The organism is Pseudomonas sp. B392_1p, from assembly GCF_052245235.1.
Taxonomy (GTDB): domain Bacteria; phylum Pseudomonadota; class Gammaproteobacteria; order Pseudomonadales; family Pseudomonadaceae; genus Serpens; species Serpens gallinarum.
In genome coordinates, this window is the sequence record NZ_JBQPXM010000001.1 from 357,654 (window position 1) to 369,995 (window position 12,342).

11 protein-coding genes are annotated in these 12,342 nt (G+C 59.9%); 1 reads left to right on the forward strand and 10 read right to left on the reverse strand.

Translation table 11 applies throughout. The features are described from left to right. Window positions 1-4: 4 nt before the first annotated feature. The 10 genes from ACTV8E_RS01680 to ACTV8E_RS01725 are packed head-to-tail and all read right to left on the reverse strand — an operon-like array spanning window position 5 to window position 11,054. Window positions 5-1,141: a glycosyltransferase family 2 protein gene (locus tag ACTV8E_RS01680; protein WP_251835699.1), complete on the reverse strand. Its 1,137-nt coding sequence runs from the start codon at window positions 1,139-1,141 to the stop codon at window positions 5-7. Continuing rightward, on the reverse strand, window positions 1,134-2,099 hold the full coding sequence (locus ACTV8E_RS01685; RefSeq protein ID WP_251835700.1) for a glycosyltransferase: 966 nt from the start codon (window positions 2,097-2,099) through the stop codon (window positions 1,134-1,136). Before ACTV8E_RS01685 ends, ACTV8E_RS01680 begins: the two co-directional genes overlap by 8 nt. Then, the gene (locus tag ACTV8E_RS01690; RefSeq protein ID WP_251835701.1) at window positions 2,096-3,466 is read right to left on the reverse strand and encodes an O-antigen ligase family protein; all 1,371 of its coding nucleotides are present in this window, start codon (window positions 3,464-3,466) and stop codon (window positions 2,096-2,098) included. The genes ACTV8E_RS01685 and ACTV8E_RS01690 overlap by 4 nt, the downstream gene beginning before the upstream one ends. Window positions 3,467-3,468: 2 nt before the next feature. Beyond that, window positions 3,469-4,575: a glycosyltransferase family 4 protein gene (locus ACTV8E_RS01695; RefSeq protein ID WP_251835702.1), complete on the reverse strand. Its 1,107-nt coding sequence runs from the start codon at window positions 4,573-4,575 to the stop codon at window positions 3,469-3,471. Next, window positions 4,548-6,140, reverse strand: a complete 1,593-nt coding sequence (locus ACTV8E_RS01700; RefSeq protein ID WP_251835703.1) for a GumC family protein — start codon at window positions 6,138-6,140, stop codon at window positions 4,548-4,550. Before ACTV8E_RS01700 ends, ACTV8E_RS01695 begins: the two co-directional genes overlap by 28 nt. Window positions 6,141-6,142: 2 nt before the next feature. Then, complete coding sequence (locus ACTV8E_RS01705) at window positions 6,143-7,141, reverse strand: polysaccharide biosynthesis/export family protein (protein WP_251835704.1); 999 nt, start codon at window positions 7,139-7,141, stop codon at window positions 6,143-6,145. Window positions 7,142-7,164: 23 nt separating this feature from the next. Continuing rightward, window positions 7,165-7,836 carry a CpsD/CapB family tyrosine-protein kinase gene (locus ACTV8E_RS01710; RefSeq protein ID WP_433962678.1) on the reverse strand — a complete coding sequence of 224 codons (672 nt, stop codon included), beginning with the start codon at window positions 7,834-7,836 and terminating at the stop codon, window positions 7,165-7,167. Window positions 7,837-7,873: 37 nt separating this feature from the next. Continuing rightward, window positions 7,874-8,620 carry a sugar transferase gene (locus ACTV8E_RS01715; RefSeq protein WP_251835705.1) on the reverse strand — a complete coding sequence of 249 codons (747 nt, stop codon included), beginning with the start codon at window positions 8,618-8,620 and terminating at the stop codon, window positions 7,874-7,876. Window positions 8,621-8,634: 14 nt separating this feature from the next. Then, window positions 8,635-9,705, reverse strand: a complete 1,071-nt coding sequence (locus ACTV8E_RS01720) for an NAD-dependent epimerase (RefSeq protein WP_251835706.1) — start codon at window positions 9,703-9,705, stop codon at window positions 8,635-8,637. Then, window positions 9,702-11,054: a UDP-glucose dehydrogenase family protein gene (locus tag ACTV8E_RS01725; protein WP_251835707.1), complete on the reverse strand. Its 1,353-nt coding sequence runs from the start codon at window positions 11,052-11,054 to the stop codon at window positions 9,702-9,704. The genes ACTV8E_RS01720 and ACTV8E_RS01725 overlap by 4 nt, the downstream gene beginning before the upstream one ends. Before the next feature lie 336 nt (window positions 11,055-11,390). Here ACTV8E_RS01725 and hslO point away from each other — a divergent pair, with 336 nt between their 5' ends. Beyond that, window positions 11,391-12,284 (forward strand): Hsp33 family molecular chaperone HslO, encoded by an 894-nt coding sequence (gene hslO, locus ACTV8E_RS01730; RefSeq protein WP_251835708.1) that lies wholly within the window; start codon window positions 11,391-11,393, stop codon window positions 12,282-12,284. Window positions 12,285-12,342: the final 58 nt, after the last annotated feature.

Here is a 12,342-nt window from a genome sequence, read left to right on the forward strand (position 1 = left end):
GCCCTTAGCGATTCTGTTGGGGGTTCCACAGGCTGTAACGCTGCCCGCGCAAAAATTGCCAAAGCCCAAGACTCATTCCGGCCAGGGTGACCAGCAGGAAGGCTGCGAGGCGAAACGGTTTGGGCAAGCGGCGTTGGCGGTCGAACAAGCCGGCCAAGGCGAGCAGGTAGGCAGCCAGCTGGGCGAGCAAAGTGAAGCGGTAAAAGGCGCTGTCCGGCCACAACCAGAAATTGCTGATTAGCAGCGGAATCAACAGCAACGGGGCCAGACGGCGTATCAGTTTGTGGCTGATCAAGGCCAGTGCGTAGCTGCCGTACCGTAGGGGATTAAGAAGCTCACGACGCTGAGCGAGGCTTTGTAAGCCACCCACCGTGACCCGCAGCCGACGGCGGAATTGCTTGTCGGCATCGTCTACCCCTTGGTCGAAAACCTGGGCGGTGTCGACGAAGACAATGCGCTGGCCCGCCACGGCGGCACTGGTACTGATGTAAAAGTCATCGGTGACGTCTGCCGGAATCGTTTGAAACAGCTCGCGGCGCAGCGCCAGCAGGGCTCCATCTACCGAAACCAGGCAGCCGGCACGACTTTCCGCCCGGCGCAGCCAGGATTCGTAACGACGATACAACTGATCGCCGAGCCCAAGGTGCGCGCCACTGTGGGGAATGTCGATGTGCCCGCCGGCCGCACCGACCTGTGGGTCGGTGAAGGCTCGCAACAATTCACGCAAACAATCCTTGGCCCAGCGGTTATCGGCGTCGGTGAACACCAGGATGTCGCCACGGGCGACCGCTGCGGCGGCATTCAGGGCGTGAGCCTTGCCCTGGCGGGGCAGGTCGAGAATCTCGATGCGTGGATCGGCGATGGCCTGTGCCTCGGCCACGGTCGCATCGGAGGAGCCGTCGCTGGCTACGATGATGTGCAACTGTTCGGAGGGGTAATCCTGCTGCAACAACGTCTGCAGTTTTGCGCCGATGTGTTCGGCCTCGTTATGCGCGGCGATGATGATGGTGACGCTCGGTGTCTGTTCTGCCGGTCGCAAAGGAGCTGGCTTGAACTGGGCGATCAGACCAATCAGCAAGGGATAGCCCAGGTAGGCATAGACGGGCAGCAACAGGCACAGCCAAAAAACGAACTCAGCCACGAGCGGGCCTCCGTGGGGTGAAATTGAACAGTCCAAACAGCAGGCCGGCACCGGTCACATGCAGGCGTAGCCAGTGCAGCAACCACAGCTGAACGGTCAGGCGCGGCGTAAAGCGACGATAGGTTTCGCGCAGGGCCAGGCCCAGGGCTGGCGCCAGACCCAGGGCGAACAGGGCGAGGGCGACAGGCCACTGATGCTGAGCCAGCGCGAGCAGGGCCAGCAGGTCGGCTAACCAGATCCCGCAGGCCAGCAAGGGGAAGCGCAGCAACCGCAGACTCAGGCCGTTCTTGCGCAGCAATTGGATATGACTGCACTGGCGCCACAGCTCTTTGCCCAGCCATTCTCCCCAGCTGTCCTCGAAGCCCCAGTTCCAGACAGTGGGGCGCGACAGCCTGAGCAGGCGTGCTCCGGCATGGCCCAGGCGCAGGCTGAGATCCTTGTCCTCGCCGGTACGCAGACTCTCATCAAACCCGCCGACGCGCTCAAACCAGCTGCGTGACATGCACAGGTTGGCGGTGGGCAGCCAGTCACGCAGACCGGTCTGGTCGCGCGTGTTCCCGACACGCTGCAGCCAGGCGCGCGCATACCAGGGCGCCTGGGGCGGGGGCAGGTGGGCCAGGCCGAGGACTTCGGCGCGGTTTTGCTCGTGTACCTGGCGCCAGGTTTCCAACCAGTCTTCGGGCACCTGCATGTCGGCATCGAGAAAGGCCAGCCATTCACCCCGCGCTTGAGCGGCACCCCGGTTACGCAGGGCTCCGATGCTGATGCCGGGACAGTGCAGCACCTGAGCGCCGTGTTCGCGGGCGATCTGCGGGCCGGCGTCGTCGGAGCCATTGTCCGGCACGATGATTTCCCAGTCACAGCCTGCGCGAAGCGCTGCGCGTCGCACCGATTCCAGGGTGCGGCCGATGTGGCGTGCCTCGTTGTACATGGGAATGATCACGCTGATACGCGTCATGGGCGTGTCTCCAGAGCTGGTTGCTCTTCGGCCTGCAGGCGCATGCCGCTGGATATGGCCAGCATGATCCACAGCAGTTTGCTGTTGGGGATGCTCAGGAACAGCAGAAACAGAGCGACGGCTGCATAGGACAGGCCGAAAAAAGCCGCCAGTTGGGCTTGTCGTTCATTGCCGCGGTTAAGCCAAATGGCGCGGCTGGCCAGATAATTTTTCAGGCCCAAGACCACCAGCCCTATAAAGAGCAGGCCCCCAGGCAGGCCTGTTTCACTGAGCATGCCCAGATAGGTGTTGTGCGCCACGCGAAATAGATTGGGGTCGTTGGCGCTCAGCGAATAGGCCACCGAATACGGACGTTGTGCGTATTCAAGGGGGAAAGTGCCGGGGCCTGAGCCGAACAGCGGGGAATTTTTAATGATGTCAGTGCCGACCACCACATAGGAGGAGCGTCGTCCCAGGGAAGGGTCTTCAAAATTGCGGGCCCCTTCCTTGAGAATCACCAATGACTGCACCCGAGCCACGTATTCATCCGGAAGGGCGGCGAAGAGCACGGGCAGGCCGATGATCAGGCTGAGTAGCACGAAACCGAAATGCCGCGGCTGCAAATGTTTGCGATAGTCACGAAAGTGCCAGAGCGTGCCGGCAATGCACACCATCACAATCACGGAACCGGAGCGCGAACCTGTCTTGATCACGCCGAACATTAGAAAGCCCAGCATGCCGAGCCAGAACAGACGCAGCAACCAGCCGCGAGATTGCAAGGCCAGCCAAAACGCCAGGGGGATCACAGCGGTCAACAGCATGGCGAAATAGTTGGGATCCGCGAGCAAGCCCATGGAGCGGCCGGTGGTGGCATCGATATTGTCGAGGGCGATCACGCCACTGAAGGCCACGGCCAGAACCAGCAGCCGAGCTAACCAGAGCAGGCTGAGCTCGCGGTACAGCAACAGGGTCAGACCGAACAGGGACAGGCCGACAGCCAACTGGCGCAGATCGTGAAATGACAGCGGAACGTGGCGACTGAACATCATGCTCAGCAGGTAGCACAGCAGAAAAGGCAGCAAAAATTTCCACAGGTTGCTGCGCAAACGGTATTCCGGAAGTTGGCGCAACAGTAATTGCAGGGCGACCACACCAATCAGCGCATAGCCCAGCAGCTTGGCGCCGGTGATGGCGCTGCCGGCGGGGAACAAGCCCTCAACCGGCACCATGGCGAGGATGCCCAGGATCCCCCAGGCGGGATATCGGTAAAGCACCCCTAGAGCAATGATGGCGGGTGCGATCAACGGCGCAAGGTAAGGAAGCGGACTGGCCAGGAGCAATAGCCCGGCGAGCCCCAGCAGAAGGGACAAGGGAATGATCAGCGGCATGGTTAATCTCCTGCCACACGGCAATAAAGCTGACGCCAGTGTTCGGCCTGGGATGGCAAGTGATAGCGCCCGAGCTGTACCTGCTGCGCCCGCATAATGAGCCGTTGGCGCAGGGCTGGATCCAACAGCAGCCGTTCGACTTGAAGGGTCAGGCAGGAGAGATCGTCAGCAGGGCTGAGCAAGGCGGAGTCTTCATGACAAAGCACATCGGGAATGCCGCCCACGGCGAAGCTGGCAATCGGCGTGCCGACCTGCATGGCTTCGAGCAGCACCATGGGGGTGCCTTCCGTGCGCGAGCTCAGCACCAGGACATCGAGACTGCGCAACCAGCCATCCATTTGCGCCTGGTAACCAGCCAGGAGAATTTTTTCCTGCAGGCCGCAGGCCTCGATGCGAGCGGCCAGCTCGGTTCGCATAGGCCCTTCACCGAGCATCACTGCTGAGAGTTCGGGATGCCGGCGACACAATTGAATGGCCAGCTCCACAAACCGATCCGGGCCTTTTTCATGGCTGAGGCGGCCGACAAAACCGATCACTGGCGCCGCCGGGGCTGAGGCGGGGCGCACAAGGGTGGGCACCTGCGCTGGCGGCAGTCCATTGGGGAGCACATGCAACTTGTGCCGGGCCACGCCGGCCTGTTGATGCAGGCGGGCAATGCTTTCGGCGACACACGCTACGGCGCGCACCTGGGGTGTGCGGCAGAGTTGCAGACTGAGCCAGGTATACAGGCGCTGCTTGCGGTTGCTTGGCGTGAAACCATGCTGTGTGGTGATCATCGGCACGCCAAAGCGCAAGGCCGCCAGCCAGCCCAAGACGAGTCCCTTGAAACCATGCCCATTGATCAGCAGCGGACCTTCAGCAGACTGAAGACGCCGCCACAGGCTGCGTCGGTCCGGGCTGCGGTGCAGTTGCACGCCGGCGTCAAGGAATCGGTCGGCAAGACTCTGCGGGCCATCCAGCAGGAGCACCTGATGGTGGCCGGGCGTGTGTTGGCAATGATCAAGCAGCATTCTTTCCAATCCGTAGAAGCCGCCGCTGCTGAGTAGATGAAGAATTTGCAGCGGCGTTTCCTGGGTTCCCGTCAGTTGGTAGCCCAGTGCCGAATCCATGGCAGACTTCCTGTCTTGTGCGGGTTGGCGAGGTCGGGATTATCCGCGTCGATGGTCATGAGTACCGGCAGACCAAGCTGTTGGGAGATCTGGGCCGGATGCTTGAAGCGATGATCGAAAAATTCCCGGATATAACCCAATGCTATGGCCAGCAGCAGGCCCGTGAGCAGACCCAGAGGAATTACCTTGCTGGGCACGGGGAAACTGGCCGTTGTGGGTTCGATAGGGCGGCTGAGGATGCGTGCGTTGGACAGGGCGCCGAGCAGGTCGCTGGAGCGGCTTTCCTCGAAGCGCTGGGTATAGGCAAAAAATGCCTGGTGCAGGGCTTCAGTTTCGGTATTGAGCTGGCGCAGCGTTGATTGGATGCCCTGGAGTTGGCGAATGCGCTCTTTGTATTCGTCGATGCGCGCGGACTTCTGTGCGATCACGCCGGCAATGATTTCCTGAGATTTTTCCCGCTCGCTGATGCGATTGCCCACTACGCGCAAAAACTGCTGCCGGGTACGCTGAATTTGCGCCCGCAGCGTCTGCATTGGGGCGCTGTCGGCTTGGAAAATATCGCTTTCCAGACCGTACTGGCTGACCTGTTCGATCAGTCGATCACCCAATTGACGAATCTCGCGGTCATCGTATGTGGTGTTTTCCAACGTGCTGGAAAAGGTATAGGGGAAGCTGTAGTCGTTGAGTTTGGCATTACGTGCCACCTCCAGGCTGTTATGCAGGTATTCCAACCAGCGCCTGCCTTCAAGTTCACGGTCCCGGTACTGGTTGAGCGCCTGTTCTTCCTGATTGATGGCGTTCAAGTGAAACGTGATTTCCTCATCGGGATTGGCCGCTTTGGCCCCTCCCAGCAGCGATAGGCGTTGTTGTTCCAGGGTGTTCAGGCGTTCCTGATATTGAGCTTTCTTCTGTTCGTAAAAGCCCTCGGGCAGATCGTTGGACTGCAAGTCGTGGCGATGCACCAGGTAGGTATCGAGCAGCCGGTTGGTCAGCAAGGTGCCCTGGGCCGGGTCCTTGGCCGTGTACACCACCGAGATGACGTTCGAGCCGGGAATCGTCTGGATCTCCAGGTCTTCAAGAATCTGCAGGGTCAGGGCATCGAGCGTCGTGTCGCGCACCGGCTTGACTTCCAGACCGAGCAGTTCGCGGGCCGGATAGATCACATGTTCACGCAGTGGGTCGATGACATGGATCCGCAGTGGCGTGGTGATCATGCGTTGCAGAAAGGTTTCTTCGGCCTGCCAAAAGCCTTCCGCATACAGTTGCTCAACGGTGCGCCGAATGAGCGCGGGCGAGCGCAGGATGTTGCTTTCGGTCTCCATGTCGATCAGTGTCAACGGCACGAAGACGTCGTTCAGCGGAGCCAATGCCCCACCACTGGCATCCACCTGGGGCAACTTTTTGGATTGCACGAGAACTTCTGCAGTGATCTCAAAGGTCTGCTTGGCGAACACGGGGATCAGCAATGTAAGTACGGCAAACAGCAAGAAGACTCGCTTGATCAGCTGTCGATTGGCGAAAAAAATTCGGAAAAACTCATGCAGGTAATTTTCGCTCTGGTTCATGGTCAATTGCTGTCCTTGCTGTCGACTTGATAGCTGAAGCCGAAGTTGAAGCCGCCGAAGAGAATTACATCAGCCAGTTGCTTCATGGTGTCGCCGGCCTTGGCTAGCCCGGTCTTGGGGATAAAAAGAAGGTCATCCGGTTGCAGGTAGGCGAGGCTACTGGCGTCATCGTCAAGTACGGCCTTGATGTTGTAGGTGCGGGCGACAACTTGATCGCCCTGACGGTTGACGATCATGACCTCACGCAAGTCCGAACGCGGGGTGTGGCCGCGCGCCAGAGTGAGTGCCTCAAGGACCGAAATTGGCCGGCGCACTGGATAAGCGCCCGGCTGGCCCACTTCACCGAGGATGAACACTTCGTTTGGCATGCTGCTCTTGAGCAGCACATCGACTCGTAGAGGCCCCACTTCCCTGGCATAACGCTGGTTGAGGGCCTTTTCCAGTTCTTGCAGGGTGACGCCCGTGAGCGGCATGTTGCCGAGCATCGGGAAGGTGGCGCGGCCATCGGGGCCAATAGTGATGTCCCTGCTCATGCCGCCGCCCGGGCTGAACAAGGTATCGCGCAGGCTTTGCAGATTGCTTTGGGCGCGGGGTACCGAAGCGGAAATGATCGGGTTGCGCAGGGTCTGCGAATACAACTCGGTGATTTTCTGTTCGGCTTCCTTGACCGTCAGGCCGGCTACTTTCACCGTGCCGGCATATTCCAGGTTTACGGTCCCGTCGGGCATGACCGTCTTGGAACTGTTCAGGCCGCGCGCGGTGACGAAGTTGAGCTCCAGTTGGTCGCCGTTCTGGATTCGGTAGGCGGCGTCCGAGTCAAGATCGATGTGATAGATCACTTCCAGCACATCCATGGGCCGCAGCACTTGCTGGACCGGCAGGATTTCGGTGCGTCCGGCCAGAGCGTCCGGCGCGGTCAGAATGCGGGCAGGTATGGAGCGTTCAGAGTTGCTGCTGCAACCCGCCAGAACCGCCAGCAACAGAAGGGTCAGGCTTCTCATGGCAATCATCCTTGGTCGTTCCATTAGAGGTAGCGGTAGAGCCATTTTGGCGTGTAGTAACGGCGCGCGTTGAATATGCTGCCGAGCAAGTTGGCGTTGGCCTGGCGCAAACGTTGCACCGCGGCCTGGGCAACTTCCCAGCGGGTCTGTTCGCCGCGCACCACCAAGATCACGCCGTCAACCATGGCCGCCAAGCTGAGGCTATAGCTGCTCGAATAGACGGCCTCGCCATCAATCACGATGAAGCGGTAATGATGGCCGAGGGCTTCGAAGAGCCGCTGGATCTGCTCATGAAGCAAGTATTTGCTCTGGCTGCTCGGAAGGCCCAGCGGCAGCAGATCAAAGGGCAGGTCGGGGTGCTGTTGTACACATTCGGACAGCTGTTCGTGGGGGGTTGAGCTGACCAGCAGGTCGAGCAATCCCGGAGCGCCACCCATCTTGTATGAAGCGGTCAAACCCTGCGGGGAGGGGCTGGCATCCACGAGTAAGACCTTGCCTGCGCTCGATAGGGTCAGTTGCCGGGCCAGTGACAGGGCACTGGTGCTGGTGCCGCATCCACTGCTGGGACCGGTAATCAGCAGGGTGCGGCATTCCGGGTTGAGAACCGTGGTGGTGAGATTGCTCTCACTGGCCTCAAGAATCTGTTTGTCGCGCTCCAGGAGAAGCCCGATCTGGTTGACGCGGAACATGTTCATTACGGCTACTCCAAATAGAAAGAGGTCATTGCCAGGATTAGCTGGCCCCGTGGCCGGAGAGCACTTTGACGGGGGTTTTGATGAGGATCATCAGATCCAGCAGCGGCCCCTGTTGCTTGATGTACTGCATGTCCAGCGTGACGCGATCGTCGAAGTCGACATCGCTGCGTCCGGAGATCTGCCAGAGGCCGGTCATTCCGGGATAGGTGCTTAGGCGCCCCAGGTGATGGGGGCGGTAGCGCGCGGCATTGAAGGAGGTGGGACGAGGGCCGACCAGACGCATGTCACCGAGCACGACATTGATCAGGTTGGGCAACTCATCCAGGCTGGTTTGCCGCAGCCAGCGACCTATAGGCGTGACCCGAGGGTCGTTGTCGATTTTGAAATCCACCGCGTCGGCGCCGTGCTTGTTCAGGTGGCGTAGCGATTCCTTGAGCGCTTCGGCGTTGGTCACCATACTGCGGAATTTGTACATGCCAAAACGGCGGCCGCGATAGCCGGTGCGCTGTTGGACGAACAGCACAGGCCCGGGACTGGCGAGCTTGATCAGCAGCGCGATACCCAGCAATAACGGCGAAAGGATGACCAGTAAGCAAAGGGCACCGATGGCATCCAGGCAACGTTTGCTGCGCGACAGATTCCAGGGCCGTCCGCCAGGCCGCTTGGTTATCCAACCTCGATTTTGCACCCACAAATGCTCACCTATCTGGCCCCGCAGCAGCGGGTCCAGGCGTTTCTCCCGTGTCATTCCCTGTTGGAACGAGTTGCTATGAGAAGCGGTCATGCCGATCAATCTCCTTAGCTGGGTAGGGGGAAGGTCATCTGCATGGGCAATACTTCCTGTTGCGCCGCTGATGGATCCCTGTGGTAGTAATCGCGGAACCAGGCAACGAAGCGGGCAATGCCTTCGTCCAGGCTAATTCGGGGGTGGAAACCGATGTCTCGTTGCAAGTCGCTGACGTCCGCGCAGGTAGCCAATACATCGCCGGCCTGCAGAGGCAACAACTCGATTCGCGCCCGTTGGCCGAGGTGCTTTTCCAGCACGGCGAGATAGTCACGCAGCTCCACCGGGGATTGCCCGCCGATGTTGTACAGACGCCAAGGCGCCATGCTGGTAGCCGGATCAGGGTGTTCGCGATCCCAGTCCGGGTTGGGCAGTGGAGCTTTGTCCAGCAGGCGGGCCAGGCTTTCGACGATGTCATCGATGTAGGTGAAGTCGCGCTGATGCTGACCATGATTGAACAGCTGCAGCGGCTCTCCCGTGACGATGGCCTGGGCAAATTGAATGGGCGACATATCCGGACGGCCCCAAGGGCCGTATACCGTGAAAAAGCGCAGCCCCGTGCAGGGAATACCAAACAAATGGCTATAGGTATGAGCCATCAGTTCATTGGCTTTTTTGGTTGCGGCATAAAGCGACAGTGGGTGGTCGACGTTATCGCGCAACGAGTACGGGGTGCGTTGGTTGGCGCCGTACACCGAGCTGGACGAGGCGTACAGCAGGTGTTGCACCGGGTAAGCCCTGCAACCTTCGAGAATATTCAAGAAGGCGTCGATGTTGCTGCTGGCATAGGCGCGCGGGTTGCTCAGCGAATAGCGCACACCGGCTTGCGCTGCAAGGTGAATGACGACGTCGGGCCGACTGTCTTCAAAGACCGACGTCACGGCCTCAGCATCAGCCAGGTCAAGGCGCAGCAGCGGAAAGTCGCCTGCCTCCTGGCGTACCCAGTCAAGCCGCGCCTCTTTCAGAGTCGGATCGTAGTAGTCATTGAAATTGTCTACGCCGATTACCCGGTGTCCCTCGCGCAGTAAGCGCAAGGCACAATGCGCACCGATGAAACCGGCGGCGCCTGTCAGTAGGATTTTCATGATTGGCTCGCTTGCGGCGCAATCTGCGGCAGACCGATGCCCTGGTAGAGCAGTCCGGCATTGGCGAGCTGTTGCGGGTTGTACAGATTGCGTCCATCAATGACCAGGCCAGCGCGCAGCTTGCTGGCCAGCCAGTCGAAGTCGACCACACGGAAGGTTTTCCACTCGGTGCAGATCACCAGGGCATCGGCATCGAGCAGGGTGTCATCGCGCGTCGGACAGAGCACCAGGTCCTCGCGGTAACCATAGAGACGGCGGCATTCAGACATGGCTTCCGGGTCATAGGCGCGCACGGTGGCACCTTCGCGCCACAAGGCCTCCATCAGGTAGCGGCTGGGCGCCTCGCGCATGTCGTCGGTGTTGGGTTTGAAGGCCAGCCCCCAAACGGCGATGGATTTGCCGGCCAGGCCATCTGGGAAGTGCTGCTGCAGCTTACGAAACAGCACATGGCGCTGAGCGTCGTTGATGTCGCTGACGGTCTGCAGCAGGCGCAGCGGTAGACCGTTGTGCTCGGCGGTGTGCAGCAAGGCGCGTATATCCTTGGGGAAGCAGGAACCACCAAAGCCGCAGCCGGGGTAGATGAAGTGATAGCCGATGCGCGGATCGGAGCCTATTCCCTTGCGCACCGCTTCGATGTCGGCCTCGAGTATCTCGGCCAGATTGGCCAGCTCGTTCATGAAGCTGATGCGGGTCGCCAGCATCGCATTGGCAGCGTATTTGGTGAGCTCGGCGCTGCGGTTGTCCATCAGCATGAGCTTGTCGTGATTACGGCAGAACGGGGCGTACAGCTCAGCCAGTTGGCTTCGCGCAAGCTCGTCCTCGGTGCCGACGATGATCCGGTCGGGACGCATGCAGTCACTGACTGCGCTGCCCTCCTTGAGAAATTCGGGGTTGGAAACGACGCGCACGCAAAGGTGCGCCTTGCCCAGGCGGGAGAGCTCTTCGCGTGCAGTTTGTTCAACTTGCCGTGCGGTGCCCACCGGCACGGTGGACTTGATCACCAATGTGCGGTCTTCGTTCATCAGCCCGACGATGGTGCGTGTTACGTCGAGGACATGATGCAAATCCGCTGAGCCGTCCTCGTCTGGAGGCGTGCCGACAGCGATGAAGATCAGCGAACCATGGGCGACCGCGTCGCTGGCCTGAGTGGTAAAGGACAGGCGAGCAGCCTTCAGGTTGTCCTCGAGCAGAGTGGACAAGCCGGGTTCGTGAATGGTGGGAACAGCGCGTTGCAGCTGTTTGATTTTGTTCGCGTCGATATCGACACATACGACACGGTGGCCGACATCGGCCATGGTAACGGCTTGGACTAATCCCACGTAGCCGGTACCGAAAACGCTTACATCCATGTTAGAGCGCCCCTTCGGCAGGTTTGTTGCGTGTACAGGTATAGGCGATAGGTCCCTGAACCTGTCAAGGAAGCCCCTGGGTTTCGCGCACTTAAATTTCTCCTCGCAGGCTGACTGGGACGCAAAAAAGCCGGATCTAGCCAGTCAGTTCCCGATTTGGGGCGTATTTTCTCGAATTGAGTTCCGACAGGCGGTAACCGAGCGATCTCGGGTCGGCGTCCGCTTGGAAGCATGGGAATTTCTCCCTAGAATTCACGTTTCTCCAACGGCGTGACTTTGCTGTTGATTCAAGTTCATCGCGTAGCGCTGGTCGCTGCCCTTTTTCGCGTGGCCCGTATGCACGATCCAGATTTCAGTCAACGTTTTTTGTTTGATGACACCGATGTTCGCGGCGAGATGGTTGCCCTGAACGACAGCTATCAGCATGTGCTGGCCAAGCATGCCTATCCGGAGCCGGTTGCACTCCTGCTCGGTGAGCTGATGGCAGCGGCGGCACTGCTGGTGGGTACTTTGAAGTTCGACGGCTTGCTGGTGCTGCAGGCGCGTTCTTCCGGCGCTGTGCCGCTGCTGATGGTGGAGTGCTCCAGCGAGCGCGAGATACGCGGTATTGCACGTTTTCACGCCGATCAGATCGAGCCTGATGTGGGCCTGCGCGAATTGATGCCTGAAGGTGTGTTGGCCATGACAGTCGACCCCCGCGAAGGTCAGCGTTATCAGGGGATCGTTGCCCTTGAAGGTGCTGATCTGGCGGAGTGCCTGAGCGTTTATTTCGCCAATTCTGAGCAGTTGCCGACCCGTTTTTGGCTCAAGGCCGATACACGCCGTGCGCGCGGATTCATGTTGCAGGCACTGCCGGCCGACCGCTTGAAGGATCCGGAGGCACGGACCAACAGTTGGCAGCACCTGACCACCTTGGCGGATACACTGACCACCGAGGAGCTTCTCGGATTGGACAACGAAACCTTGCTGCATCGCCTCTATCATGAGGAAACCGTGCGCGTGTTCGAGCCAAACGCGTTGCGCTTTGAGTGCAGTTGCTCGCGTGAGCGTTCGGCCAAGGCACTGATCAGCCTGGGCGAAGAGGATCTGCGCCGGCTGATCGAGGAGCAGGGCGGACAGGTCTCGATCGATTGTCAGTTTTGCAACCAGCATTATGTCTTCGATGCCGCCGACCTCGCCCAGCTGTTTGCCGGCGGAGGCAGTCAGGCGCCGTCAGATACTCGTCACTGATTGGGGCAGGTAGGCCAGGCTGGTGTTGGGGATCTTGTCAGCCAGGGTCGCAGGAGTG

Excerpts from the sequence above, each read along its gene's own strand:
- ACTV8E_RS01685 (WP_251835700.1), bottom strand. The coding sequence starts at position 2,099 with ATGACGCGTATCAGCGTGATCATTCCCATGTACAACGAGGCACGCCAC.
- ACTV8E_RS01690 (WP_251835701.1), bottom strand. The coding sequence starts at position 3,466 with ATGCCGCTGATCATTCCCTTGTCCCTTCTGCTGGGGCTCGCCGGGCTA.
- ACTV8E_RS01695 (WP_251835702.1), bottom strand. The coding sequence starts at position 4,575 with ATGGATTCGGCACTGGGCTACCAACTGACGGGAACCCAGGAAACGCCG.
- ACTV8E_RS01700 (WP_251835703.1), bottom strand. The coding sequence starts at position 6,140 with ATGAACCAGAGCGAAAATTACCTGCATGAGTTTTTCCGAATTTTTTTC.
- ACTV8E_RS01705 (WP_251835704.1), bottom strand. The coding sequence starts at position 7,141 with ATGAGAAGCCTGACCCTTCTGTTGCTGGCGGTTCTGGCGGGTTGCAGC.
- ACTV8E_RS01710 (WP_433962678.1), bottom strand. The coding sequence starts at position 7,836 with ATGAACATGTTCCGCGTCAACCAGATCGGGCTTCTCCTGGAGCGCGAC.
- ACTV8E_RS01715 (WP_251835705.1), bottom strand. The coding sequence starts at position 8,620 with ATGACCGCTTCTCATAGCAACTCGTTCCAACAGGGAATGACACGGGAG.
- ACTV8E_RS01720 (WP_251835706.1), bottom strand. The coding sequence starts at position 9,705 with ATGAAAATCCTACTGACAGGCGCCGCCGGTTTCATCGGTGCGCATTGT.
- ACTV8E_RS01725 (WP_251835707.1), bottom strand. The coding sequence starts at position 11,054 with ATGGATGTAAGCGTTTTCGGTACCGGCTACGTGGGATTAGTCCAAGCC.
- hslO (WP_251835708.1), top strand. The coding sequence starts at position 11,391 with ATGCACGATCCAGATTTCAGTCAACGTTTTTTGTTTGATGACACCGAT.